The sequence below is a fragment of the Streptomyces sp. NPDC058457 genome (genome assembly GCF_042720695.1).
In the GTDB taxonomy this organism is placed as follows: Bacteria; Actinomycetota; Actinomycetes; order Streptomycetales; family Streptomycetaceae; genus Streptomyces.
The window spans coordinates 111,020-135,252 of sequence record NZ_JBHXLU010000016.1; the positions used below are offsets into that span (position 1 = coordinate 111,020).

The following is a 24,233-nucleotide window of genomic DNA, read 5'->3' on the forward strand; positions in this document are numbered from 1 at the left end:
ACCCACCCCGGCCCGCGTACTGTGCTGCCGCCTACTTGGCGTGGTGCGCCGCGCGCATCGCCGCGCCCACGATCCCCGCGTTGTTCTGCAGCTGGGCCGGGACGATCTCGGCCTTGATGCCCTCGATGTGCGGCAGGAACTTGTCGGCCTTGCGGCTCACCCCGCCGCCGATGATGAACAGGTTCGGGGTGAAGAGCATCTCGACGTGCGCCAGGTACCTGTTGACCCGCTGCGCCCACTGCTCCCAGCTGAGGTCGTGGTCCTCCTTGGCCTTGCTGGACGCCTTCTTCTCGGCGTCGTGGCCGTCCAGCTCCAGGTGGCCCAGCTCGGTGTTGGGGACCAGCTCGCCGTCGACGAACAGGGCGCTGCCGATGCCGGTGCCGAAGGTGAGCAGGATGACCACGCCCTTGCGGTCCCGGCCGGCGCCGAACTCCATCTCGGCCACGCCGGCCGCGTCCGCGTCGTTGACCACGGTCACCGGGAGTCCGCCGAGCCGCTCGCTGAACAGCGTGCGCGCGTCGGTGTCGATCCAGCTCTTGTCGACGTTCGCCGCCGTGCGGATGTGGGTGCCGTCGGTGATCACACCGGGGAAGGTGAGCCCGACCGGGCCGCTCCAGCCGAAGTGGTCGACCACCTGCTTGACCCCGTCGGCGACACCGTCGGGCGTCGCCGGGTGCGGGGTGAGCACCTTGAACCGCTCCTGGGCCAGGTCGCCCTTGTCCAGGTCCACGGGAGCGCCCTTGATCCCGGAACCACCGATGTCCACGCCGAAGATCTGCATGGCTACACGTTACGTCGTACGACTGACAGTCACGACGCCGGAGGACCGTACGGCCGGTCCTTACGCCCCGGCGCCGGTGCCGCCGCGTTCGGCGACCAGGGTGGCCGCCTCTTCGCGCAGGTCACGGCGGAGTTCCTTGGGGAGTGAGAAGGTGATGGACTCCTCGGCCGCCTTGACGATCTCGACGTCGCCGTAACCGCGCTCGGCGAGCCACTCCAGGACCTGCTCGACCAGCACCTCGGGTACGGAGGCACCGGAGGTGACGCCGACGGTCGTCACGCCCTCCAGCCATGCCTCGTCGATCTCGTCGGCGAAGTCGACCAGGTAGGCGGCGCGGGAGCCGGCCAGCTTGGCGACCTCCACCAGCCGCTTGGAGTTGGACGAGTTGCGGGAGCCGACGACGATGACCAGTTCGGCCTGGGCGCCCATCTGCTTCACGGCGAGCTGGCGGTTCTGCGTGGCGTAGCAGATGTCGTCGCTGGGCGGCGAGATCAGCTGCGGGAACTTCTCCTTCAGGGCGTCGACGGTCTCCATCGTCTCGTCCACGGAGAGGGTGGTCTGGGAGAGCCAGACGACCTTGGACTCGTCGCGGACCTCGACCTTGGCGACGTCCGCCGGGCCGTCGACCAGCTGGATGTGGTCGGGGGCCTCGCCGGAGGTGCCGATGACCTCCTCGTGGCCCTCGTGGCCGATCAGGAGGATGTCGTAGTCCTCGCCTGCGAAGCGGACGGCTTCCTTGTGGACCTTGGTGACCAGCGGGCAGGTCGCGTCGATGGTGGCGAGGCGGCCGCGCTCTGCCTCCTCGTGGACGACGGGGGCGACGCCGTGCGCGGAGAACATCACGATGTTCCCCGGCGGGACCTCCTCGGTCCGCTCGACGAAGATCGCGCCCTTCTTCTCCAGGGTCTGCACGACGTACTTGTTGTGGACGATCTCGTGCCGGACATAGATCGGGGCCCCGTACTGCTCCAGGGCCTTCTCGACGGCGATCACGGCGCGGTCCACACCCGCGCAGTAGCCACGGGGGGCGGCGAGCAGGACACGGCGGCCAGGCGAAGCAGTCATGGCACCCATCGTAAGGCCGCGTTCGGGGGGTCGAAGATCGCGTCCGGGTGACGATCGCGGGGAGACCGGCGGACCGGCCGGGTTGTGGTGCCGGTCTGTCTGTCAGTGTGCGCCGTTACTCTCGGCGCATGGCTTTGAACACGTCCGCCGAGGCTCCCGTTCCCGTCGGTGAGATCTCCCGGCTGATCGGTGGGTGGATCGATCGGCTCGGGGCCGTCTGGGTCGAGGGGCAGATCACCCAGCTCTCGCGGCGGCCGGGGGCGGGCGTCGTGTTTCTGACGCTGCGCGATCCGTCGCACGACATCTCGATCGGCGTCACCTGTTACCGGCAGGTGTTCGACGCGGTGGCCGATGTGGTCGGCGAGGGCGCCCGGGTCGTCGTACACGCGAAGCCGGAGTGGTACGCGCCGCGCGGGCAGCTGTCCCTGCGGGCTGCCGAGATAAGGCCGGTCGGGGTCGGGGAGCTGCTGGCGCGGCTGGAGATGCTCAAGAAGGCGCTGGCCGCGGAGGGGCTGTTCGCCGCCGAGCGGAAGAAGCGGTTGCCGTTTCTGCCGCAGTTGATCGGGCTGGTGTGCGGGCGGGCCTCGGCCGCCGAGCGGGACGTGCTGGAGAACGCCCGGCACCGGTGGCCGGCGGTGCGGTTCGAGGTGCGGAACGTGCCGGTCCAGGGCGTGCACGCGGTGCCGCAGGTCGTGCAGGCCGTGAAGGAGCTCGACGCGCTCGAGGAGGTGGATGTGATCATCGTCGCGCGCGGTGGCGGCAGTGTGGAGGATCTGCTGCCGTTCTCCGACGAGCAGCTGGTGCGGACGGTCGCCGAGTGCCGTACGCCCGTGGTGTCCGCCATCGGGCACGAGCCCGACAACCCGCTGCTCGACTACGTGGCCGACCTGCGCGCCTCCACCCCCACCGACGCGGCCAAGCGGGTCGTCCCGGACGTCGGGGAGGAGCTGGAGCGGGTGCGGATGCTGCGGGACCGGGGCCGGCGCAGTGTCGACGCGCTGGTGGCGCGGGAGGAGCGGGGGCTGGCGCATGCGCTCGCGCGGCCGGCCATGGAGGATCCGCACCGGATGGTGGACGAACGCGCCGATCACGTCGCCTCGCTGGTCGACCGTTCGCGGCGCACCCTCGGGCATCTGCTCGACCGCGCCGACTCCGAGCTGACGCACACGCACGCGCGCGTGGTGGCCCTCTCCCCCGCCGCCACGCTGAAGCGCGGTTACGCCGTGCTGCAGAAGGACGGCGGTCATGTGGTGCGCAACCCGGGGGACGTCGAGCCGGGCGAGGCGTTGCGGGCACGGGTCGCCGAGGGTGAGTTCACGGTGCGGGTCGACGGCTGACGCCGTGTCGTACGAGTCGATGAGAAAGGTCAGTGCATGAGCAGCAGGACGGAAGAGGCCGCCCTCTCGTACGAGCAGGCGCGGGACGAGCTGATCGAGACCGTGCGGCGGCTGGAGGCCGGCGGGACGAGCCTTGAGGAGTCCCTCGCGCTCTGGGAGCGGGGCGAGGAGCTGGCCAGGGTGTGCCGGCGGTGGCTGGAGGGGGCGCGGGCCCGGCTGGACGCGGCGCTGGCCGAGGGGGACGAGGGGGACGACGGGGAAGGGGCCGAAGAGGAGGACTGAGCGGGCGGTCGACGCACGGTCGGTGTGAGGGTCGACGCGCGGTCGGTGTGAGGCGGATCACTACAGTCCGGTTTTTGTTGAACCTTGAATCTTCCCTCGCTTATCGTCGTGCCGTCAGCCTATCCGGACCGCGGTCCGGATGTGAATCGCGACGCGACCTCTAGGAAGTTCAACCATGTCTCTCGTTCTCGACCCCACCGCTCAGGACCTGCTGTTCCGCGAGGCCCGCACCGCCAACACCTTCACCGACGAGCCGGTGTCCGACGAGCAGGTACAGGCGATCTACGACCTGGTCAAGTTCGGCCCGACCTCGATGAACCAGTCGCCGCTGCGCGTGGTCCTGGTCCGCTCCCCCGAGGCCCGTGAGCGTCTCGTGCAGCACATGGCCGAGGGCAACCAGAAGAAGACCGCCACCGCCCCGCTGGTCGCGATCCTCGCCGCGGACAACGAGTTCCACGAGGAGCTGCCGGAGCTCTTCCCGCACTTCCCGCAGGCCAAGGACGCCGTCTTCGGCGACCGCGCGGTGCGTGAGGGCAGCGCGGCCCTGAACGCCGCCCTCCAGGCCGCCTACTTCATCATCGGCGTCCGTGCCGCCGGCCTCGCCGCCGGCCCGATGACCGGCGTCGACTTCGCGGGCATCCAGAAGGAGTTCCTGGACGACGACCACACCCCGTTCGTGGTCATCAACATCGGCAAGCCGGGTCCGGACGCCTGGTTCCCGCGCTCCCCGCGCCTGGCGTACGACGACGTCGTCACGACCGTCTGAGTCACACCGCGGATGCGAAAGAGGCCCCCGGCAACGGCGCCGGGGGCCTCTCGCGCTCGCGGGTCGCGACGCCCGTGTCAGGACATCTTCAGCGCCTCGGCCATCTTCGTCAGCTGGGTGAAGGAGGCCGTGCCGGCCACCACCGTGGTCGAGCCGGAGGTGCCGTCCAGCACCAGCGCGTCGTAGCGGCCGCCGGTGTAGTGCGTCCAGGTGCGGTCGCCGATCTTCTCGGTCGTCTTGGTGGCCGACGCGCCCTGGCTGGCGTCGGTGATGAAGTCCGCGCGCTTCTGAGTCGACTGCTCGATCTGGACGTACTGACCGTCGGGGGTCTGGTAGCCGAGGTGCCAACGGTCCCCGTCCTCGCCCTGGAAGCGGACCGAGGTGGCCTTCCAGTCGCCGGACAGGCCCTCGGGCGCGGCCACCGGGTAGGCCGCGGCGCGCCGAGCCGTCAGCAGCTCGACCCGGTAGTCGACCCTCGGAAGGTCGGGAGCGTGATCGTCGTGCGGGACGAGCAGGTAGATGAAGCCCGCCGCGAGGCCGATCAGGGCCAGGGAGAGAATCATGTCCCGGACCGTCTTCTGCTTGCCGTTCGTGCCTGCCACGCCCCCTATCGTCGCAGGTGCCCGCTGCGCTCATCCGTGGGGTCCCCTGCTCATTTTGTCAGCCTGGCGATAGAGTCGACGGGAAAACCCTCATCCGGCCGTCGTCGTATCAGAAAGGTGCGCTCCGATGACCGAGAATCATCATCACCTGCCGTCCGAACTCGATGTCCCCTCCGAGGCCCCCGACCGCAACCTCGCCCTGGAGCTCGTCCGGGTGACCGAAGCCGCGGCGATGGCCGCGGGCCGCTGGGTCGGCCGCGGCGACAAGAACGGCGCCGACGGCGCCGCGGTGCGCGCGATGCGGACCCTCGTCTCCACCGTGTCGATGAACGGCGTGGTCGTCATCGGCGAGGGCGAGAAGGACGAGGCCCCGATGCTCTTCAACGGAGAGCGCATCGGTGACGGCACCGGGCCCGAGGTCGACATCGCCGTCGACCCGATCGACGGGACGACGCTGACCGCCAAGGGCATGCCCAACGCGATCGCCGTGCTGGCCGCGGCCGAGCGCGGGGCCATGTTCGACCCGTCCGCCGTCTTCTACATGGACAAGCTGGTCACGGGCCCGGAGGCGGCGGACTTCGTCGACATCAACGCGCCCGTCTCCGTCAACATCCGGCGGGTCGCCAAGGCGAAGCGGGCCACGCCGGAGGACGTGACCGTCGTCATCCTCGACCGGCCGCGGCACGAAGGGATCATCAAGGAGATCCGGGAGGCCGGCGCGCGCATCAAGCTGATCTCCGACGGTGACGTCGCCGGGTCGATCTACGCGCTGCGCGAGGGCACGGGCGTCGACATGCTCCTCGGGATCGGCGGCACGCCCGAGGGCATCATCTCGGCGTGCGCCGTGAAGTGCCTGGGCGGGACCATCCAGGGCAAGCTGTGGCCCAAGGACGACGAGGAGCGGCAGCGGGCCATCGACGCCGGGCACGACCTGGACCGGGTCCTGACGACGGAGGACCTGGTGACCGGGGAGAACGTGTTCTTCGTCGCCACCGGCATCACCGACGGTGAGCTGCTGCGGGGCGTGCGGTATCGGTCGGAGACCGCGCTGACCGAGTCGATCGTGATGCGGTCGAAGTCGGGGACGGTGCGGCGGATCGACTCCGAGCACCGGCTGCGGAAGCTGCGGGCGTACAGCACGGTGGATTTCGACAAGGCGAAGTAGCGCCTTGGGAGCAGGGACTGCGGGCCGTAGGCGGCTGCGGGTGCATCGTGGCCGGTCGCGCAGTTCCCCGCGCCCCTAGGGGGTTGCACTTGCGGCGTTAGAGATGCCGCCGGTCGCGCCCACGCGGCGGCAGCCGCACATCGGCACAGCCCCGCGCCCCTGAGGGGCGCTGTCCCCTAGGCCGACCAGAAAGGCGCCCTCCGTGCGGAGAGGGCGCCTTCTCGTCAGCCTGCCTGTGCTATGCGGTTTGCCGCTGCCGCCCTCGCCGCCTTCTTGAGTTCCATCTCGCGGCGCCTGCGGCGGGCCAGGACCACGCGGCGTTCGGCGGCGGTGAGGCCGCCCCAGACGCCGTAGGGCTCGGGCTGGAGCAGCGCGTGTTCGCGGCACTCGACCATCACCGGACAGCGGGCACAGACCCGCTTGGCCGCCTCCTCCCGGGACAGCCGGGCGGCGGTGGGTTCCTTGGAGGGTGCGAAGAACAGGCCTGCCTCGTCGCGCCGGCACACCGCCTCGGTGTGCCAGGGGGCGTCTTGGTCCCTGTCCCGCACTGGCACCCGCTGGGCCGGTACGGCAGCTACCTGCAGGGACGAATGCGGCGGTTGCAGCACGGGTCTACTCCTGACGACGGCTTCGCGAGCGAGAGACGATGCAGCAAGGCCTACCCGCTGTGCGCGGGCCTATGCACAGCGTCCTCAACAGCCGTAGTACGGCGGCTTGTTCACGACCCCTGAGGCCGCCGGGCCGGGAGTGATTCGCGACCGTCAACGGTCCAGGTGTTTGCGCAACTTCCTGTCGACCTTGTCCTGAACCCGGTCCAGGATGTCCTCGATGAGCTTTCCGCGCTTCGGCCGCGCCTCCACGTTGCCGAGGACGGCCCATCCGTCGACGTAGACGACCGGCGCGTCGGAGTCGACCGAATCCAGTGTGTCCGCCTCGAAGTTGCCCAGCACACCGCCGCCGGTGCCGCGCAGCGACACGTTCTCCGGGACGCGGATCTGGACGTCGCCGAAGACCGATACCGCCTTGATGACGACCTGCTGGTACTCGAAGATCGCCTCGGTGAGGTCGAGCTCGATGGAGCCGAAGACGGCGTAGGCGTGCAGCCGGCGGCCTGCCCGCCAGCGGCCCCGGCGGCGGGCGCTGCTGAAGACCGCCACCACGTTGCTGTCCGCCTCGACGGGGATCGCGCCGGGCGTCGGCCGGGGCGGCACCGGCGTGTAGGCCGGGGCGGCCGGGCCGGTGTGGGCGGCGGGCAGGTCCCGTATGAAGACCTCCAGCTCACCCACCGTCTTGGCGTTCAGCACCCCCTCCACGCGCTCGGCGTGCTCGTCGGCGGTCAGGCGCCCCTCGGCGAGGGCCTCCCGCAGGATGTCGGCGACGCGGTCACGGTCGGCGTCCGAGGCGCGCAGCTCGGCCACCGGCGCTCCGGCACGCTCCTGAGAGGTCTGCTTCTGAAGGTCCACGGCAGCAGAGTACCGAAACGCGATAGATCGCGACTACCCTTCGTCAGGACCTGTGGAAAACCCGTACGGTCCTCGAACTGAGCCTTACCTCACAGGCTCCCCTTCAGTGGCAGGTTCTAGGCTGGACGCGCCCGCCAGCGTCGGCGGGCCGCCGTCCGTCAGAGTGAGGAATGGGCTGAGATGCCTGAGTTCGCGTATACCGATCTGCTCCCCCAGGGCGAGGACACCACCCCGTACCGGCTGGTGACCTCGGAGGGTGTGTCCACCGTCGAGGGACCGGACGGGCGGACGTTCCTCAAGGTGGAGCCCGAGGCGCTGCGCAAGCTGGCCGAAGAGGCCATCCACGACATCCAGCACTACCTGCGGCCCGCGCACCTCGCCCAGCTCCGCCGGATCATCGACGACCCGGAAGCGTCGGGCAACGACAAGTTCGTCGCGCTCGACCTGCTGAAGAACGCGAACATCGCGGCGGCCGGTGTGCTGCCCATGTGCCAGGACACCGGCACGGCCATCGTCATGGGCAAGCGCGGGCAGAACGTGCTGACGGCGGGCGAGGACGAGAAGCACCTCTCGCACGGCATCTACGACGCCTACACCAGGCTCAACCTGCGCTACTCCCAGATGGCTCCGCTCACCATGTGGGAGGAGAAGAACACCGGGTCGAACCTGCCGGCCCAGGTCGAGCTGTACGCCACCGACGGCGGCGCCTACAAGTTCCTCTTCATGGCGAAGGGCGGCGGCTCCGCCAACAAGTCGTTCCTCTACCAGGAGACGAAGGCCGTTCTCAACGAGGCCTCCATGATGAAGTTCCTGGAGGCGAAGATCCGCTCGCTCGGTACGGCGGCGTGCCCGCCGTACCACCTGGCGATCGTGGTGGGCGGTACGAGCGCCGAGTACGCGCTGAAGACCGCGAAGTACGCCTCCGCGCACTACCTGGACGAGATCCCGGCCGAGGGCTCGGAGCTCGGGCACGGCTTCCGGGACAAGGACCTGGAGCAGAAGGTCTTCGAGCTGACGCAGAAGATCGGGATCGGCGCGCAGTTCGGCGGCAAGTACTTCTGCCACGACGTGCGCGTGGTGCGGCTGCCGCGGCACGGCGCGTCCTGCCCCGTCGCCATCGCCGTGTCCTGCTCCGCGGACCGCCAGGCCGTCGCGAAGATCACCGCCGAGGGCGTCTTCCTCGAGCAGCTGGAGACGGACCCGGCGCGGTTCCTGCCGGAGACGACGGACGAGCACCTGGACGAGTCGTCGGACGTGGTGAAGATCGACCTGAACCAGCCGATGGACACGATCCTCGCGGAGCTGACCAAGTACCCGGTCAAGACCCGTCTCTCCCTCACCGGACCGCTGGTGGTCGCCCGGGACATCGCGCACGCCAAGATCAAGGAGCGGCTGGACGCGGGCGAGGAGATGCCGCAGTACCTGAAGGACCACCCGGTGTACTACGCCGGTCCGGCCAAGACGCCCGAGGGCTACGCCTCCGGTTCCTTCGGGCCGACGACGGCCGGCCGGATGGACTCCTACGTCGAGCAGTTCCAGGCCGCCGGCGGCTCCAAGGTGATGCTGGCCAAGGGCAACCGCAGCAAGCAGGTCACCGACGCGTGCGACGCGCACGGCGGCTTCTACCTCGGCTCCATCGGCGGCCCCGCGGCCCGCCTCGCCCAGGACTGCATCAAGAAGGTCGAGGTCGTCGAGTACGAGGAGCTCGGCATGGAGGCGGTCTGGAAGATCGAGGTCGAGGACTTCCCGGCGTTCGTCGTCGTCGACGACAAGGGCAACGACTTCTTCCAGGACCCTGCTCCGGCGCCGACGTTCACGACGATTCCGGTGCGGGGGCCGGGGCTGGCCTAGGGGGCGAGCCCCCTTCGGCCGCCCGCTCCGGGGGCTGCCGCCCCCGGCCCCCCGCATCGGCCTGAACGGGCCTCGTCCTCAAACGCCGGACGGGCTGGGATTCAGTGCCGTCGGTCGAACAGGTCAGCGGGGCATGCAGCCGAACCAGTTCACCGTGTCGCCGTCGGCGGTGTAGCCCATGCATCTGATGGTTCTGTCGTGCAGCTTCTCGGTGCGGTCGACCGGGCCGTTCAGGTACTCCGTCCTGTGGTGGGGCTCCACCAGGTCGTCGACCTCGATGCGGTACCAGCGGCGCTCGCGGGACGGCAGGGTGCAGCCGTGGGCGGTCACGTTGCGGCTGGGGTCGCCGCTCCAGACGGGCCGTTCGGCGCGGTCGCAGTGGGCGCGGGAACCGGTGGCGCCGGCGGTGCCGGCTGCCGCGCCCAGCAGGGTCGCCGCGCCTATGGACACCGTCGCGACGGCGCCGAGCAGGCCCTTGGGAGTGAAGTTCATCGGTTGGTCCTCCTGCCAGCCGTGGTGACGGCGGGGAATCGCCCTGTCACCTTGGGGCGATAATCACATTTGTGCGTGATGTTCGGCCTGGCGGGCGGGGAGGCTGTCCCCCGACCCGGTGACGTCGGTGGTGCCAATGCAGCAGGCCGGAACAACCGCCGCTTCCCGATCGCTGACAAGGACATGAGCGACTACCGCATCGAACACGACTCCATGGGCGAGGTCCGGGTCCCCGCCCACGCCAAGTGGCGGGCCCAGACCCAGCGGGCCGTCGAGAACTTCCCTGTCTCCGGGCAGCGGATCGAGCGCGCGCACATCGAGGCGCTGGCCCGGATCAAGGGCGCGGCGGCCAGGGTGAACGCCGAGCTGGGGGTGGTCGACAAGGACATCGCCCAGGCGATCCAGGAGGCGGCCGGAGAGGTCGCCGAGGGGAAGTGGGACGAGCACTTCCCGGTGGACGTGTTCCAGACCGGGTCGGGGACGTCGTCGAACATGAATGCCAACGAGGTCATCGCCACGCTGGCGACCGAGCGGCTGGGCCGGGACGTCCACCCCAACGACCATGTGAACGCCTCGCAGTCCTCCAACGACGTGTTCCCGTCGTCCATCCACATCGCCGCCACCGCAGCCGTCACGCGGGATCTGATTCCGGCTCTGGATCACCTCGCCGACTCGCTCAGCAGGAAGTCCGAGGAGTTCGCCGACGTCGTGAAGTCCGGGCGGACGCATCTCATGGACGCGACGCCGGTCACGCTGGGGCAGGAGTTCGGCGGGTACGCGGCGCAGGTGCGGTACGGCGTCGAGCGGCTGCGGGCCTCGCTGCCCCGGCTCGCGGAGCTGCCGCTCGGCGGGACCGCCGTCGGGACCGGGATCAACACCCCGCCCGGGTTCTCCGCCGCCGTGATCGAGGAGGTCGCCCGGGTCACCGGGCTGCCGCTCACGGAGGCGCGGAACCATTTCGAGGCGCAGGGCGCCCGGGACGGGATCGTGGAGACCAGCGGGCAGCTGCGGACCGTCGCGGTCGGGCTGACGAAGATCGCCAATGATCTGCGGTGGATGTCCTCGGGGCCGCGGACCGGGCTCGCCGAGATCGCGCTGCCGGATCTGCAGCCGGGGTCCTCGATCATGCCGGGGAAGGTCAACCCGGTCGTTCCGGAAGCCGTGTTGATGGTGGCCGCCCAGGTCATCGGGAACGACCAGACGATCGCCGTGGCCGGCGCGGCCGGCAACTTCGAGCTCAACGTGATGCTCCCGGTCATCGGGAAGAACGTGCTGGAGTCCGTCCGACTGCTGGCCAACGTCTCACGGCTGCTCGCCGACCGGACCGTGGACGGGATCACCGCGCACCGGGAGCGGGCGCGGGAGTACGCCGAGTCGTCCCCGTCCGTCGTCACGCCGCTCAACAAGTACATCGGGTACGAGGAGGCCGCCAAGGTCGCCAAGAAGGCGCTGGCGGAGCGGAGGACGATCCGCCAGGTCGTCCTCGAGGGCGGGTACGTGGAGCGGGGCGACCTGACCGTCGAGCAGCTGGACGAGGCGCTTGATGTCCTGCGGATGACACGGCCGTAACCGGGTGCGAACGTTTCGCGCCGCCCGGCCAGAACCGTGACGTCCGCCGCAGCGTCGTATGCCTATGGCACCTAATATCTGTGCATGGCAGACGGTGGAGCGGTGAGACGCGTGATGCGCGGGGAAACGGGCGGTGCGACCGGGAGCGGCGACGCGTCCGGTTTCTGGGCTCCCGGGAGCCAGATCCTGTGGCGGTACCGGGAGAACGCCGGGGACGGCTTCCACATCGCGCGCCCCGTCACCGTCGTCCGGGACGACGAGGAGCTGCTCGCCGTCTGGCTGGCGCCCGGCACCGAGTGTGTCAGGCCGGTGCTCGCCGACGGCTCGTCGGTCGGTGAAGAACCGCTGGAGTCCCGCTACACCAAACCCCGGTCCGTCACGCACGGCCACTGGCGCGGCACCGGCGTGCTGAAGCTGGCCCGGCCCGGTCAGCCCTGGTCGGTGTGGCTGTTCTGGGAGCCGGGCTGGCAGTTCAAGAACTGGTACGTCAACCTTGAACAGCCACTGGTCCGTTGGGGCGGCGGAGTGGACTCCGAGGACTACTTTCTGGACATCTCCGTGCACCCGGACCGCAGTTGGCGCTGGCTCGACGAGGACGAGTTCGCGCAGGCCCAGCGGGACGGCCTGATGGACGCGGAGACGGCCGCGGACGTGCGGACGGCGGGCCGGGCCGCGGCGGCCGCCGTCGAGGCCTGGGAGCCGCCTTTCTCGGACAGCTGGCAGCACTGGCGCCCGGACCCGTCCTGGGCGGTACCGTCACTGCCGGAGGACTGGGACCGTACGCCCGCGCACGTGTCCTCATGAGACCCTTGATGCGCCCCCGGTCCACAACCGTAGGATCGTCCTCCGCAAGGAAACGTGAGCACAACTCCCGGCGCATGCGCCGGGCTTGACCGAACGTCACCGAGGGGCGGCAGGACGTGAGCGAGGGGTACGAGGGCAACACCGGCGAGCGGTGCGCGGGCCGCAGATCGTTCGCCGGTGGCACAGGAACAGCCTCCAGCCACGCCGAAATTCCGTTCCTGGGACACGTAATCCGGGTATCGGCACTTCGGCGGGACCACCTGCGCGCCCGGCGCGCAGCCCCGGACGGACGGATTCGACACGCGTGACGGAGCACCCCACCTCCTACGAGCGCCCACAGCCGGGCGCCGACCCCGCGGAGGCCCGCGGGGCGCTCCTGCGTTCCCCGCAGGTGCAGACACAGGGACAACCGCAGCCCTGTCCGCGCGGCGGCACCGCCTTACCGGCACAGGCCCGCGCGGGCGAGACGCCCTCCGGTCCCGGTACCAGCACGTCCAAGGAGCACTCCGTCAACGGCCCCGAGCATGCCCAGCCCACCAGCGCTGAGCCCGATCCGCACCGGCCGCGCCCCACCCCGGAGGGCATCCCGCCGCAGCCGGGCGCCGAGCCGGAGCGGGCGGTGGGCTCCCAGGAGCGCCGTACCGGACGCGGGCTGCAGCCGGGCCGGCCGATGCCGATGCGGCGGGACGGCGACCGGCTGCGCTTCGTGGGCGCCGCGACCCGCCGGATCGCCCGGGGCATCGACCTGGACGAGATCGTGATGGGGCTGTGCCGGGCGACCGTGCCGACCTTCTCGGACGCGATCCTGGTCTATCTGCGCGACCCGCTGCCGGTCGGCGACGAGCGGCCCGTCGGGCCGGTGGTGCTGCGGCTGCGCCGCACCGACCGGATCCCGGAGGAGCGGGACACCGACGGCGGCTTCCTGCCGGTGCCGGTCCCGGAGCCGGATCCGGCCGACATCGGCCTGGCCGCGCTCACCGCGGAGCTGTGCGAGGTTCGGCCGGGCGGTGCGCTGAACGAGGTGCTGCGGGGCGTACGACCGGTTTTCGCCGACTCCCCGGCTGCGCGCGCCGCCCTTCCCGAACTCCTCGGCGAGGGCAACGAGTCCCTCGTACCCGGCGCCCAGCACGCGATCCTCGCCCCGCTGCGCGGCCGGCGCCGGGTGATCGGCGCGGCCCTGTTCCTGCGCCGCCCGGAGCGGCTGGCGTTCGAGGCCGACGACCTGCTGGTCGCCGCCCAGCTGGCCACGCACAGCGCGCTCGGCATCGACAAGGCGGTGCTGTACGGCCGGGAGGCCTACATCGCCGACGAGCTGCAGCGGACCATGCTGCCGGAGAACCTGCCGACTGCCACGGGTGTGCGGCTGGCGTCCCGCTACCTCCCGGCCGCCGAGACCGCCCGGGTGGGCGGCGACTGGTACGACGCGATCCCGCTGCCCGGCAGCCGGGTGGCGCTGGTCGTCGGCGACGTCATGGGCCACTCGATGACCTCGGCGGCGATCATGGGGCAGCTGCGGACGACCGCGCAGACCCTCGCCGGTCTCGACCTGCCGCCGCAGGAGGTCCTGCACCATCTCGACGAGCAGGCCCAGCGGCTCGGCTCCGACCGGATGGCGACCTGCCTGTACGCCGTGTACGACCCGGTTTCGCATCGCATCACCATCGCCAACGCCGGCCATCCGCCGCCGGTGCTGCTGCACCTGGGCGGGCATGCCGAGGTGCTGAGGGTGCCGGCCGGGGCGCCGATCGGCGTCGGCGGGGTCGACTTCGAGGCGGTCGAGCTGGACGCGCCGGCCGGAGCGACCCTTCTCCTCTACACCGACGGGCTGGTGGAGTCCCGGCTGCGGGACGTGTGGACCGGCATAGAGCAGCTGCGCGAGAAGCTCGCCGCGACCGCGCAGCTCACCGGGCCGGATCATCCGCCGCCCCTTGAAGCGCTGTGCGACGAGGTGCTCGACATGCTCGGGCCGGGTGACCGCGACGACGACATCGCGCTGCTCGCGGCCAGGTTCGACGGGATCGCGCCCAGCGACGTCGCGTACTGGTTCCTGGAGCCGGAGGACGCGGCGCCGGGGCGCGCCCGGCGGCTGGCGCGCCGCGCTCTGGCCCGCTGGGGCCTTGAGGAACTCACCGACTCCGTCGAGCTGTTGGTCAGCGAGGTCGTCACGAACGCGGTGCGGTACGCGTCGCGGCCGGTGACGTTGCGGTTGCTGCGGACGGACGTGCTGCGGTGCGAGGTCGGCGACGACGTGCCGCAGTTGCCGCGGCTGCGGCAGGCACGGGCGACGGACGAGGGCGGCCGGGGGCTGTACCTGGTGAACCGGCTGGCCCGGCGGTGGGGGGCGACCCGGCTCAGCACCGGGAAGGTCGTCTGGTTCGAGCTGAACCGATAGGCCCGTAGGGCCGGAGACCGGTGGCGACCTGCGGGCCGGTGGGGGCTGGTCGCGCAGTTCCCCGCGCCCCTTTCAGGGGCGCTACTGCTGACACCCCTGAAAGGGGCGCGGGGGACTGCGCGAGCAACCATGATGCTCCCGCACCCGGCGACGGACCGGATGCGGGGGCTCGGCTACTGCTCGTCCGCCGGGTCCAGCGGGTTGTCCGTGGTGCCGTCCGTCGGGGTCTCCGCCGGAGTGGACGGGGCGCTGGTCGTCGGCGTCGGGGACTTCGTCGGGGTGGAGCTCGGGGTCTGGGACGGCGTCTGGGACGGGGTCGCGGACTTCGTCGGGGTCGAGCTCGGGGTCTCCGAGGGCGTCTCGGACGGGGTCACACTGGGGCTCGGCGACTCCGTCGGCTGGACGGCCGCGCCCAGATCGGTGTTCAGGTCGAACTTGGCCTTCTTCGTGACGCCGAAGGTGTACGCCGCCCAGATCTGCGCCGGGTAACCGCCACCGTTGATACGGCCGGTGCCGGGGATCAAGCCCGTGGCGCCGGTGAGGGACACCTGGGCGTGGGACTTGGCGTCCTCGCCGAACAGGCCCACCGACGTCACCAGGTCGGGCGTGTACCCCGTGAACCAGGCCGACTTGTTGTTGTCCGACGTACCCGTCTTGCCGGCCACCTGCTGGCCCTTGCGCAGCGGGTTCTGGGCCACCGACACCTTGGCCGTACCGTCGTCGACCACACCGGTCAGCACCGACGTCACCTGGTCGGCCGCCTCACGGCTGATCACCTGCTCGCCGATCGGGTTCGGCAGGTCGACCTTGCGGCCGGTCTTCTCCGCCGACGCGAGGATCGTCGGGGTGACCTTCTGGCCGTGGTTGTCGAGGGTGGCGTACACCGAGGCCATCTCCAGCGGGCTCGCGCCCATGCTGCCCAGGGTCATCGCGGGCACGGCCTGCAGGTTCGTGGTGTCCAGGCCGAGGTCGTCGGCGGACTTCAGCACGTTCTTCATCCCGACGTCCACGCCCATCTGCGCGAACACCGAGTTGACGGACTTGTTCATCGCCGTCTGCACGGTGATGTTGCCGTAGTCCGCGTCGTCCTCGTTCGGCGGCGAGAAGGCGATGTCGCTGCCCTTGACCGCACGGCCGCTGGTGCCGTCGTAGATCGTGTTGGCGTTGATGTCCTTGCCGCTCTGCGTCTTGGCGTCCTGGTCCAGCGCGGCGGCGAGGATGATCGGCTTGAAGGTGGACGCCGGCTGGTAGTCGGGGCGGGTGGCGTTGTCGGTGTAGTGCTTGTAGTAGTCGACGCCGCCGTACAGGGCGAGGATCTTGCCGGTCTTGGGGTCGACGGAGACGGCGCCGGCCTGGACGTTCTTGTCGACCTTGCGCTTCTTGCCGTCGAGCTTGCTGGTGAGCTGGCTCTTGACGGCCGCCTCCAGCTTGGTCTGCCGCTTCGGGTCGATGTTCAGGGTGATCGTCCAGCCCTGGTCGACGACCAGGGCCTCGGCCTCGGACCGGGTGACGCCCTGCGACTTCATCAGCTGGTTCTCCAGCTGGGTGTTGGCCAGTTCGACCAGGTAGCCCTTCTGGCCCTCCAGACCGGAGGCGGCCTTGGGCTCCTTGGGGATCGGGAACGTCATGGCGTCGCGCTTGGACTTGTCCAGCCAGTTCTGGCCGACCATGTTGTCCAGGACGTAGTTCCAGCGTTCCTTCACCAGTTTCTTGCCGACGGGGCCCGCCACCGCCCAGTCGTACTGGCTGGGCGCCTGGAGCAGCGCGGCCAGATAGGCGCCCTGCTGGACCGAGAGCTTCTCGGCGTCGACCCGGTAGTAGGCCTGGGCGGCGGCCTGGATGCCGTAGGCGCCGCGGCCGTAGTAGCTGGTGTTGATGTAGCCCGCGAGGATCTCGTCCTTGGTCTTCTCGCGGTCCACCTTCAGCGAGATGACCAGTTCCTTCAGCTTGCGCGTGACGGTCTGGTCCTGGTCGAGGTAGTAGTTCTTGACGTACTGCTGGGTGATCGTCGATCCGCCCTGGGTGCCGCGGCCCCGCGCCGTGTTGTAGAGGCCGCGGGCCATGCCCCTGAGGTCGATGCCGTTGTCGGTGTAGAAGGTCTTGTTCTCCGCGGCGACGAAGGTGTGCTGGACGTCCTTCGGGACCTTGGAGAGGTCCACGATCTCGCGGTTGACGGTGCCCTTGCGGGCGAGGACCGAGCCGTCGCTGTACTTGTAGACGTTGCTCTGCGTCTGCGCGAGCGCGTTGCCCTCGGGGACGCTCACCATCACGTACAGCGCGATGAACGCGCCGATGCCCAGCAGACACACGGTGAAGAAGGCGCCGAGCATCTTCTTCCAGGTGAACAGCCTGCGTATGCGGCCCTTGGCGGGCTTGCCCGGCGCACCGGGCTTCCCCGGCTTGCCGGGCTTCCTGGCGGCGGCCCGGCGGCGCTCCGCGCGGGTGCCGCCCTCGGCGCCCTCGGCGGCCGGTGACTCGACCACCGTCGTGGTCCCGCCCTCCGCCGTGATCTCGGGCTCGGCCTGCTCGGACGTGCGGTTCCGGGGCGCGGCGCGGCGGCCGCCACGCTGTCGCGCTCTTCTCTCGTCCGCTCGTCCCATGAGTCCGTCTGCTCCGCTTCGTCTCGGCTGTCACACGTGTGTACGGGTGTCACACAGGTACGTGGCTCAGGTCAGTCCAGAAAACTAACACCGCTCGCTATGACAAAGGACGCACGATCTGCCCTTTTTCGGACGTGACAATCAGCACCCCCACCCAACGGAACCGACGAACGGAGAAGACGGAGGGTTGCCGGGCACTGTCAAGCGATATCACTTGGATACGCTTCGGCAGGGCCCGAGCAGGACGAACACGGTCAGAACCGCACGACCCGGAGGGACCCGCGTCCGCACCCGACGCCTCGGCGCGATGGGCCGGGAACGAACTCCGGTCGGCCGACGCACAGATCGAGTTCCTGCCGCGGCGGGCCCCGGCCGACGCGGGACGCCTGCCGGAGGACCCCGGTCGGCGCCGGTCCTCAGCGCACCGGACGAACCGTCCGGAGGCGGCCGTCGAGGATGCCGAGGGCCGGGGCGCCGACGGCCCGGCCCGCGCGGTCGCGGAGGCCCGCGTCCGCGCTCTCCTCCGCCGGGCTCACGCCAGCTCCTCCTTGAACCCCTGCCGCCAGGACGGGTACCGCAGTTCCCAGCCGAGCTCCCGCTTCGCCTTGGCGTTGGAGAAGCCGCGGCCCTGGGTCATGACGACGACCGCCTGTTCGCCGGCCAGGAGGCGGGCCAGCCACACCGGCACCCGCAGCGGCCGCCTCGCCCCGGCGCACTCGGCGAGATACGGCAGCCACTGGGCCGCCGGCGCCGGTTCGTCGTCGACGATGTTGAACACGCCCCGCGCCTTCTGCTCGACGGCCAGCACGGTGGCGCTCGCCGCGTCGTCGAGGTGGATCCAGCTGCTGTGGCCGGTGGCGCGGCCGACCAGGGGGTACTGGCGCCTGCGGACCAGCTCCACCTGGTCGTCGATGGCGCCGGGGCCGTAGAACGCGCCGTAGCGCAGGGCCGCGCCCCCCGCGCCGAGCACGGCGTCCTCCAGGTGGTGCAGGGCCAGCATGCCGCCGTGCGCGGGCGTTCCCGGCATCAGGTCCAGCGGGTCCTCCTCCGTCTTCACCCAGCCGCCCTCGCGGACGCCGTTCCAGCTGGCGTGGCTCTGCGCGACGACATGGGGGACGCCGGCCGCCTCGGCGGCGGCGAGCAGATGGTCCGTGCCCTCGGTGCGCAGCCGGTTGGTGAGGGCGAACCAGCGGTCGGGGTGCCTGATGTCCGGCTTGCCGGCGTGCGCCGGGGAGATCGCGGTCAGCTGGTGGACGATCACGTCCGGGCGGGCCCCGGCCACCGCCGCGCCGACCGACAGCGCGTCCAGGCCGTCCATGACGACCCCGTCCGCGCCCAGTTCCCTCAGCAGTCCCAGCTTGGCCGCGCTCGTCGTCGTAGCCGTCACCCGGTGCCCCCGCGCCACCAGTCGCGGCACCAGCCGTCGTCCCAGAACCCCACTGCCACCTGCCACGAACACCCGCACGGTCATCACCTTCCTGATCCGTTCCGGAACCGGGAACCGGCTCCCGGACCGGAGACGAGACAGACCCGCCCCGCTGTGACATCGCGCTGTCGCACAACCGTGACAATCGGCTCCCACGTGCGCGTTCACACGCCCCGCCGTGATCTACACACTCCGCGTATACATACGGCGTATACACCGTGTGTAGAGTCCTCGACATGTCCATCGGTCACACGCTTTTGGGGCTCCTGGAGTCCGGCCCGCGCCACGGTTACGACCTGAAGCGGGCCTTCGACGAGAAGTTCGGTCACGACCGGCCGCTGCACTACGGCCAGGTCTACTCGACGATGTCCCGGCTGCTGAAGAACGGGCTCGTGGAAGTCGACGGCATCGAGGCGGGCGGCGGGCCGGAGCGGAAGCGGTACGCCATCACCGACGCCGGGGTCACCGACGTGGAGCAGTGGCTCGCGACTCCGGAGAAGCCGGAGGAGTACCTCCAGTCGACCCTGTACACCAAGGTCGTGCTCGCCCTGCTGACGCACCGCGACGCCGGCGAGATCCTCGACAGCCAGCGCTCCGAGCACCTGCGCAGCATGCGCATCCTCACCGACCGCAAGCGCCACGGCGACCTCGCGGACCAGCTCGTCTGCGACCACGCCCTGTTCCACCTGGAGGCCGACCTGCGCTGGCTGGAGCTGACCGCGGCCCGGCTCGACAAGCTCCGTGCGGAGGTGGCCAAGTGAACGCCCCCGCCGCTCCGGCCGGCTCGCTGCTCACCGCCGAGGGGCTGCGCAAGGCCTACGGCCCGACCGTCGCCCTCGACGGGGCCGGGTTCTCCATACATCCGGGTGAGGTCGTCGCCGTGATGGGCCCCTCGGGGTCCGGCAAGTCGACGCTGCTGCACTGCCTCGCCGGGATCGTGCCGCCCGACGCCGGGTCGATCATGTACGCCGGGCGGGAGATGGCGACCATGACCGACGCCGAGCGCAGCGCGCTGCGGCGCAGCGAGTTCGGGTTCGTCTTCCAGTTCGGGCAGCTGGTGCCCGAGCTGACCTGCGTGGAGAACGTCGCGCTGCCGCTGCGGCTGAACGGCACCTCCCGCAAGGAGGCCGAGAAGACCGCGCTGGACTGGATGGGGCGCCTGGAGGTCGACGACCTCGCGAAGAAGCGGCCCGGCGAGGTCTCCGGCGGGCAGGGGCAGCGGGTCGCGGTGGCGCGCTCGCTGGTGACCGGGCCGCGGGTGCTGTTCGCGGACGAGCCGACCGGCGCGCTCGACTCGCTCAACGGCGAGCGGGTGATGGAACTGCTGACGGACGCCGCCCGGTCCACCAACGCGGCCGTCGTCCTCGTCACGCACGAGGCACGGGTGGCCGCCTACTCGGACCGCGAGATCGTCGTACGGGACGGGAAGTCCCGGGACATGGAGCGGGCGGTATGAACGCCAGGCAGTGGTCCAGGGATCTGGCCATGGGGGTCCGGTTCGCCTTCGGGGGCGGACGCGAGGGCTGGTTCCGGGCCGCGATGACGGCGGTGGGCGTGGGCCTGGGGGTGGCTCTGCTGCTGCTCACCACGGCCATCCCGAGCGCGCTGGCCGTGCGCCACCAGCGCGACGTGGCGCGGGCGGACTACACGTACGTCTTCGGCAAGCCCATGAAGGCCGGCGAGAAGACGTTCGTCGTCGCGGACATCGAGACCCCCTACCGGGGCAACGACATCCGCGGCCGGATCGTCCAGCGGGAGGGCGCGAAGGCGCCGGTGCCGCCCGGGCTCACCGCGTACCCGGCGCCCGGCGAGATGGCCGTCTCGCCGGCGCTGAAGCGGCTGCTCGACTCCCCCGACGGGGCCCTCCTGCGGGCCCGGCTGCCGTACCGGATCACCGCCACCATCGCGGAGAGCGGGCTGACCGGCTCGCAGGAGCTCGCCTACTACGCGGGCTCCGCCGACCTCGCCGCCCACATCCACCCGCCGGACGTGGCCCGGATCGACCACTTCGGCAGCCCCCGGTCCCCGGACGAGGAGTCCGACCCGGTCCTCACCCTGCTCGTCCTCGTGGTGTTCGTGGTGCTGCTGATGCCGGTCGCCGTGTTCGTCGCGGCCGCCGTCCGCTTCGGCGGCGAGCGCCGCGACCGACGGCTGGCCGCGCTGCGGCTGGTCGGCTCCGACGGCCGGATGGTACGGCGGATCGCGGCCGGCGAGGCGATGGCGGGCGCGCTCCTCGGACTCGTCCTCGGCGTCGGCTTCTTCCTGGCCGGCCGTCAGTTCGCGGGCAGCGTCGAGGTGTTCGGCATCAGCGTGTTCCCGAGCTACCTCAACCCCTCCCCCGTGCTGGCCCTGCTGGTGGCGGTCACCGTCCCGGCGGCGGCCGTGCTGGTGACCCTGTTCACGCTGCGCGGGGTGGTCATCGAGCCGCTCGGCGTGGTGCGTACGGCGAAGCCCGCCCGCCGCCGGCTGTGGTGGCGGCTGCTGCTCCCGGTGGCCGGTCTGGCCGCGCTCTACCCGATGATCGGGCAGGGCCGCGGCGACGGCGACTTCAACCAGTACCTGGTGACCGGCGGCGTCCTGCTCCTCCTGGTGGGCGTCACGGCTCTGCTGCCGTGGGTCGTGGAGACGGTCGTCGGCCGGCTCGGCCGGGGCACGGTGGCCTGGCAACTGGCCGTCCGGCGGCTGCAGTTGAGCAGCGGTACGGCGGCCCGCATGGTCAACGGCATCGCGGTCGCGGTGGCCGGTGCGATCGCCCTCCAGATGGTCTTCGCCGGTGTCGAGGCGGACTACACCAAGGTGACCGCCAACGACCTGAACCGCGCGCAGATGTCGATCCAGGTTCCGGACGGTGTTTCGGTGCCCGAGGTCGCGCGGGCCATGACCGCCACCAAGGGGGTGCGGAAGGTGGTGTCGATCGCCGACGGCCAGGCCGGCGACCTGAAGAAGGACCCGAGCCAGACCACCCAGGTGAGCGTGGGCAGTTGCGCCTCGCTGCGGGAGATCGCCGTCCTGCCGTCCTGTCACGACGGAGACGCCTTCGCGCTGAAGGGGTCCGACAGCGACTCCGAGACCGCGAAGCTGCTGGCGACCGGGGAGAAGCACGGCCGGACGCTGTACCTCAACCCCTCCTACACCGGCGACACCGAGGGCTCCCCGAGCCGCTGGGCGGTACCGGCGGGGCTGAAGCAGGCACAGACCCGCGAGGACCCCACCGGCTACAAGCGCGGCGGCCTTCTGCTCACCCCGGGCGCGCTGCCCGCCGGCGCAGACACGGCGGTGCAGGGCGTGGTCTATCTGTCCATCGACTCCGGGGTGCGCGACGCCAACGAATACGTGATCAACACGGCGGTCCGGATCGACCCGCTGATGCAGGCCGAGGCGCTGACCCGGTTCGAGCGGGACGGCCAGTTCGAGTCCATCCGCACCGGGCTGTTCGTCGGCGCGGCCGCCGTACTGGCGCTGATCGGCGCGAGTCTGCTGGTCGGCCAGCTGGAGCAGTTGCGCGAGCGCAAGAAGCTGCTGTCGGCCCTGGTCGCCTTCGGCACCCGGCGCCGCACGCTGAGCCTGTCGGTGCTGTGGCAGGCGGCGATCCCGGTCGGGCTGGGCCTGGTGCTGGCCGGCGTGGTGGGGCTGACGCTGGGCACGGTGCTGCTGAGGATGGTCGGCTCCACGGTGCGCGTGGACTGGCCGGGTGTGCTGGCGATGACCGGCTTCGGCGCGGTGGTCGTCCTGGCGGTGACCCTGCTCAGCCTGCCGCCCCTGCTGCGGCTGATGCGCCCGGACGGCCTGCGCACCGAATAGCCGGTGTCAGGAACCGGCGCCGAGGACCCGGACGGGCAGCGGCCGCAGCGCCTCGCGCAACGCGGCCGCCAGCTCCCGGTACTCGGCGCCGCGTGCCGCCCCGGCGCGCATCGCGAGGGCGATCCGGCGGCTCGGGGCGGGCTCCGCGAAGGAACCGGTGCGCAGCTGCTCGCTGCGGCTCGTCTCGACCTTGACGGCCGTGTGCGGCAGCAGGGTGCAGCCGAGCCCGCCGGCGACCAGCTGGACGAGGGTGGCCAGACCGGCGGCCGTGGTGGTGACGGGAGCGTCCTTCCGTCCTGCCTCCCGGCAGATGTCCAGGGCCTGGTCGCGCAGGCAGTGCCCCTCGTCCAGAAGCAGCAGGTTCAGCTCCCTGAGCGCCTCGCGGGCGATGCCGGTGCGGCCGCCGAGCGGATGGCCGAGCGGCGTGACGAGCACGAAGTCCTCGTCGAACAGCGGGAGTTCGAGGACACCGGGGATACCCAGCGGGACCGCGAGCAGCAGCAGGTCCAGGCGGCCGGCGGTGAGCCCGTCCAGGAGACTGGCGGTCTGCTCCTCGTGGACCTGGAGGTCGAGGTCCGGATAGCGGTCGTGGACCAGTCCGAGGACGGTGGGCAGCAGATACGGCGCGACGGTGGGGATCACCCCGAGCCGCAGCGCGCCGGTGAACGGCGCCCGCACCGCCTCGGCCTCCGCCAGCAGCGCCTGCACCTCCTCCAGCACCGCCTTCGCCCGTACGGCCAGACGCGCGCCGGCGGGCGACAGCAGCACCTTGCGGGTGGTGCGTTCGAGCAGCGTGACGCCGAGCGTCTCCTCGAGGGCCGCGACGGCCCCCGACAGGGCGGGCTGGCTCATGCCTATCGCGGCCGCCGCGTCCCGGAAGTGGAGGTGCTCGGCGACGGCGCAGAAGGCGCGCAACTGCGCGGGACTGGGCTGCCGCCGCTTGCCCCCGACACCACCGGCCCCGACGCCGACACCGTTCCCCAGGGGATTACCCAGAGCCACTAATAGCCACCTCCGAATGGTGACCGCGGGCTCGGTGGGCCGTAACCCCAAGGAGGTCCTGCGGGTCCTGGACGCGCTCCAGACCGACGAGCTCTGCCCGTGCAACTGGACCAAGGGTGACGACACGCTGGACGCGGGCGCGCTGCTCGCCGGGGAGTGAGCTGACATGTCGCTCGACGCGTTGAAGTCCGCCATACCGGACTACGCCAAGGACCTGAAGCTCAACCTGGGTTCGGTCATCGGCAACTCGGAGCTGCCGGCGCAGCAGCTGTGGGGCACGGTCCTGGCGACCGCCATCGCCGCCCGCTCCCCGATCGTGCTGCGCGAGCTGGCGCCGGAGGCGAAGGCGAACCTGTCGCCGGAGGCGTACACGGCGGCCAAGGCCGCGGCCGCGGTGATGGCGATGAACAACGTCTTCTACCGCACCCGCCACCTGCTCTCCGACCACGAGTACGGCGCCCTGCGCGCGGGGCTGCGGATGAACGTCATCGGCAACCCCGGGGTCGACAAGACCGACTTCGAGCTGTGGTCGTTCGCGGTGTCCGCGATCAACGGCTGCGGGATGTGCCTGGACTCCCACGAGCAGGTGCTGCGCAAGGCCGGGGTGGGCCGTGAGGTGATCCAGGAGGCGTTCAAGATCGCCTCGGTGGTGCAGGCGGTTGGCTCCGCCCTGGAAGCCGAAGCCGTCCTGGCCGAGTTGGAGTAGGCACCGCGACTCCGGGGACCCCGCTCACCTCTCGTAGGCGGGGTCTTCCGCATCCCTGGGGGGGGGGGGGGCCCCGCCCCCCCCCCCCCGCCCCCGCCCCCGGCCCCACACCCCACCCCCCCCAAGGGT

General features: G+C 71.0%; 21 protein-coding genes and 1 pseudogene. 13 read left to right on the forward strand and 9 right to left on the reverse strand.

Annotated elements, in window-relative coordinates:
• Positions 1-31: 31 nt before the first annotated feature.
• Both ppgK and ACFWPS_RS15995 read right to left on the reverse strand, forming a co-directional pair.
• Positions 32-781: a polyphosphate--glucose phosphotransferase gene (gene ppgK, locus ACFWPS_RS15990; protein ID WP_383705298.1), complete on the reverse strand. Its 750-nt coding sequence runs from the start codon at positions 779-781 to the stop codon at positions 32-34.
• Positions 782-841: 60 nt separating this feature from the next.
• Positions 842-1,855, reverse strand: coding sequence for a 4-hydroxy-3-methylbut-2-enyl diphosphate reductase (locus tag ACFWPS_RS15995; RefSeq protein WP_383705300.1), 1,014 nt, complete (start codon positions 1,853-1,855; stop codon positions 842-844).
• A gap of 119 nt (positions 1,856-1,974) precedes the next feature.
• On the opposite strand from ACFWPS_RS15995, the gene xseA reads away from it, so the two are divergent.
• The 3 genes from xseA to ACFWPS_RS16010 all read left to right on the forward strand — a co-directional run bounded on the left by xseA (position 1,975) and on the right by ACFWPS_RS16010 (position 4,231).
• Positions 1,975-3,183, forward strand: coding sequence for an exodeoxyribonuclease VII large subunit (gene xseA / locus ACFWPS_RS16000; RefSeq protein ID WP_383705302.1), 1,209 nt, complete (start codon positions 1,975-1,977; stop codon positions 3,181-3,183).
• A 36-nt stretch (positions 3,184-3,219) separates the two neighbouring features.
• Entirely contained in the window at positions 3,220-3,465 is a 246-nt protein-coding gene (locus ACFWPS_RS16005) for an exodeoxyribonuclease VII small subunit (RefSeq protein WP_383705305.1), read from the forward strand.
• Between the two features lie 175 nt (positions 3,466-3,640).
• The gene (locus tag ACFWPS_RS16010) at positions 3,641-4,231 is read left to right on the forward strand and encodes a malonic semialdehyde reductase (RefSeq protein WP_383705307.1); all 591 of its coding nucleotides are present in this window, start codon (positions 3,641-3,643) and stop codon (positions 4,229-4,231) included.
• A 77-nt stretch (positions 4,232-4,308) separates the two neighbouring features.
• Here ACFWPS_RS16010 and ACFWPS_RS16015 read toward each other — a convergent pair whose 3' ends face one another.
• Complete coding sequence (locus ACFWPS_RS16015; protein ID WP_383705308.1) at positions 4,309-4,833, reverse strand: DUF4245 domain-containing protein; 525 nt, start codon at positions 4,831-4,833, stop codon at positions 4,309-4,311.
• Positions 4,834-4,960: 127 nt separating this feature from the next.
• Here ACFWPS_RS16015 and glpX point away from each other — a divergent pair, with 127 nt between their 5' ends.
• Positions 4,961-5,998: a class II fructose-bisphosphatase gene (gene glpX / locus ACFWPS_RS16020; RefSeq protein WP_361292041.1), complete on the forward strand. Its 1,038-nt coding sequence runs from the start codon at positions 4,961-4,963 to the stop codon at positions 5,996-5,998.
• A gap of 224 nt (positions 5,999-6,222) precedes the next feature.
• Here glpX and ACFWPS_RS16025 read toward each other — a convergent pair whose 3' ends face one another.
• Both ACFWPS_RS16025 and ACFWPS_RS16030 read right to left on the reverse strand, forming a co-directional pair.
• On the reverse strand, positions 6,223-6,606 hold the full coding sequence (locus ACFWPS_RS16025) for a WhiB family transcriptional regulator (RefSeq protein WP_351959529.1): 384 nt from the start codon (positions 6,604-6,606) through the stop codon (positions 6,223-6,225).
• Between the two features lie 153 nt (positions 6,607-6,759).
• Positions 6,760-7,461, reverse strand: a complete 702-nt coding sequence (locus tag ACFWPS_RS16030) for a DUF1707 domain-containing protein (RefSeq protein WP_383705310.1) — start codon at positions 7,459-7,461, stop codon at positions 6,760-6,762.
• A 180-nt stretch (positions 7,462-7,641) separates the two neighbouring features.
• Here ACFWPS_RS16030 and ACFWPS_RS16035 point away from each other — a divergent pair, with 180 nt between their 5' ends.
• Complete coding sequence (locus tag ACFWPS_RS16035) at positions 7,642-9,312, forward strand: fumarate hydratase (protein WP_383705313.1); 1,671 nt, start codon at positions 7,642-7,644, stop codon at positions 9,310-9,312.
• Positions 9,313-9,435: 123 nt separating this feature from the next.
• Here ACFWPS_RS16035 and ACFWPS_RS16040 read toward each other — a convergent pair whose 3' ends face one another.
• Entirely contained in the window at positions 9,436-9,804 is a 369-nt protein-coding gene (locus ACFWPS_RS16040) for a hypothetical protein (RefSeq protein ID WP_383705315.1), read from the reverse strand.
• 183 nt (positions 9,805-9,987) lie between these two features.
• Between ACFWPS_RS16040 and ACFWPS_RS16045 the strand changes: the two genes are divergently transcribed.
• The 3 genes from ACFWPS_RS16045 (at position 9,988) to ACFWPS_RS16055 (ending at position 14,569) form a co-directional block, all read left to right on the forward strand.
• Positions 9,988-11,373 (forward strand): class II fumarate hydratase, encoded by a 1,386-nt coding sequence (locus tag ACFWPS_RS16045; protein ID WP_383705317.1) that lies wholly within the window; start codon positions 9,988-9,990, stop codon positions 11,371-11,373.
• An 84-nt stretch (positions 11,374-11,457) separates the two neighbouring features.
• Positions 11,458-12,177 carry a DUF402 domain-containing protein gene (locus ACFWPS_RS16050; RefSeq protein ID WP_383705320.1) on the forward strand — a complete coding sequence of 240 codons (720 nt, stop codon included), beginning with the start codon at positions 11,458-11,460 and terminating at the stop codon, positions 12,175-12,177.
• Positions 12,178-12,481: 304 nt separating this feature from the next.
• Complete coding sequence (locus tag ACFWPS_RS16055; RefSeq protein ID WP_383705322.1) at positions 12,482-14,569, forward strand: SpoIIE family protein phosphatase; 2,088 nt, start codon at positions 12,482-12,484, stop codon at positions 14,567-14,569.
• 173 nt (positions 14,570-14,742) lie between these two features.
• Here the strand turns inward: ACFWPS_RS16055 and ACFWPS_RS16060 are convergent, their stop codons facing one another.
• Positions 14,743-17,169, reverse strand: coding sequence for a transglycosylase domain-containing protein (locus tag ACFWPS_RS16060; RefSeq protein ID WP_383705324.1), 2,427 nt, complete (start codon positions 17,167-17,169; stop codon positions 14,743-14,745).
• Between the two features lie 532 nt (positions 17,170-17,701).
• Positions 17,702-18,640, reverse strand: a complete 939-nt coding sequence (locus ACFWPS_RS16065) for an NAD-dependent epimerase/dehydratase family protein (RefSeq protein ID WP_383705326.1) — start codon at positions 18,638-18,640, stop codon at positions 17,702-17,704.
• A 191-nt stretch (positions 18,641-18,831) separates the two neighbouring features.
• On the opposite strand from ACFWPS_RS16065, the gene ACFWPS_RS16070 reads away from it, so the two are divergent.
• From ACFWPS_RS16070 to ACFWPS_RS16080, 3 genes are read left to right on the forward strand one after another with little or no spacing between them, the layout of a single operon-like run.
• Positions 18,832-19,356 (forward strand): PadR family transcriptional regulator, encoded by a 525-nt coding sequence (locus ACFWPS_RS16070; RefSeq protein WP_383705328.1) that lies wholly within the window; start codon positions 18,832-18,834, stop codon positions 19,354-19,356.
• Positions 19,353-20,051 (forward strand): ABC transporter ATP-binding protein, encoded by a 699-nt coding sequence (locus ACFWPS_RS16075; RefSeq protein WP_383705330.1) that lies wholly within the window; start codon positions 19,353-19,355, stop codon positions 20,049-20,051. The genes ACFWPS_RS16070 and ACFWPS_RS16075 overlap by 4 nt, the downstream gene beginning before the upstream one ends.
• On the forward strand, positions 20,048-22,396 hold the full coding sequence (locus ACFWPS_RS16080; RefSeq protein ID WP_383705332.1) for an ABC transporter permease: 2,349 nt from the start codon (positions 20,048-20,050) through the stop codon (positions 22,394-22,396). The genes ACFWPS_RS16075 and ACFWPS_RS16080 overlap by 4 nt, the downstream gene beginning before the upstream one ends.
• A 6-nt stretch (positions 22,397-22,402) precedes the next feature.
• Here ACFWPS_RS16080 and ACFWPS_RS16085 read toward each other — a convergent pair whose 3' ends face one another.
• Positions 22,403-23,311, reverse strand: a complete 909-nt coding sequence (locus tag ACFWPS_RS16085; protein ID WP_383705402.1) for a LysR substrate-binding domain-containing protein — start codon at positions 23,309-23,311, stop codon at positions 22,403-22,405.
• A 103-nt stretch (positions 23,312-23,414) separates the two neighbouring features.
• Here ACFWPS_RS16085 and ACFWPS_RS16090 point away from each other — a divergent pair.
• Positions 23,415-23,558: pseudogene (locus ACFWPS_RS16090) on the forward strand (peroxiredoxin); the annotation flags it as partial.
• A gap of 6 nt (positions 23,559-23,564) precedes the next feature.
• The gene (locus ACFWPS_RS16095) at positions 23,565-24,104 is read left to right on the forward strand and encodes an alkyl hydroperoxide reductase (RefSeq protein ID WP_383705335.1); all 540 of its coding nucleotides are present in this window, start codon (positions 23,565-23,567) and stop codon (positions 24,102-24,104) included.
• Positions 24,105-24,233: the final 129 nt, after the last annotated feature.

Excerpts from the sequence above, each read along its gene's own strand:
- ppgK (WP_383705298.1), bottom strand. The coding sequence starts at position 781 with ATGCAGATCTTCGGCGTGGACATCGGTGGTTCCGGGATCAAGGGCGCT.
- ACFWPS_RS15995 (WP_383705300.1), bottom strand. The coding sequence starts at position 1,855 with ATGGGTGCCATGACTGCTTCGCCTGGCCGCCGTGTCCTGCTCGCCGCC.
- xseA (WP_383705302.1), top strand. The coding sequence starts at position 1,975 with ATGGCTTTGAACACGTCCGCCGAGGCTCCCGTTCCCGTCGGTGAGATC.
- ACFWPS_RS16005 (WP_383705305.1), top strand. The coding sequence starts at position 3,220 with ATGAGCAGCAGGACGGAAGAGGCCGCCCTCTCGTACGAGCAGGCGCGG.
- ACFWPS_RS16010 (WP_383705307.1), top strand. The coding sequence starts at position 3,641 with ATGTCTCTCGTTCTCGACCCCACCGCTCAGGACCTGCTGTTCCGCGAG.
- glpX (WP_361292041.1), top strand. The coding sequence starts at position 4,961 with ATGACCGAGAATCATCATCACCTGCCGTCCGAACTCGATGTCCCCTCC.
- ACFWPS_RS16035 (WP_383705313.1), top strand. The coding sequence starts at position 7,642 with ATGCCTGAGTTCGCGTATACCGATCTGCTCCCCCAGGGCGAGGACACC.
- ACFWPS_RS16040 (WP_383705315.1), bottom strand. The coding sequence starts at position 9,804 with ATGAACTTCACTCCCAAGGGCCTGCTCGGCGCCGTCGCGACGGTGTCC.
- ACFWPS_RS16045 (WP_383705317.1), top strand. The coding sequence starts at position 9,988 with ATGAGCGACTACCGCATCGAACACGACTCCATGGGCGAGGTCCGGGTC.
- ACFWPS_RS16050 (WP_383705320.1), top strand. The coding sequence starts at position 11,458 with ATGGCAGACGGTGGAGCGGTGAGACGCGTGATGCGCGGGGAAACGGGC.
- ACFWPS_RS16060 (WP_383705324.1), bottom strand. The coding sequence starts at position 17,169 with ATGGGACGAGCGGACGAGAGAAGAGCGCGACAGCGTGGCGGCCGCCGC.
- ACFWPS_RS16065 (WP_383705326.1), bottom strand. The coding sequence starts at position 18,640 with ATGACCGTGCGGGTGTTCGTGGCAGGTGGCAGTGGGGTTCTGGGACGA.
- ACFWPS_RS16070 (WP_383705328.1), top strand. The coding sequence starts at position 18,832 with ATGTCCATCGGTCACACGCTTTTGGGGCTCCTGGAGTCCGGCCCGCGC.
- ACFWPS_RS16080 (WP_383705332.1), top strand. The coding sequence starts at position 20,048 with ATGAACGCCAGGCAGTGGTCCAGGGATCTGGCCATGGGGGTCCGGTTC.
- ACFWPS_RS16095 (WP_383705335.1), top strand. The coding sequence starts at position 23,565 with ATGTCGCTCGACGCGTTGAAGTCCGCCATACCGGACTACGCCAAGGAC.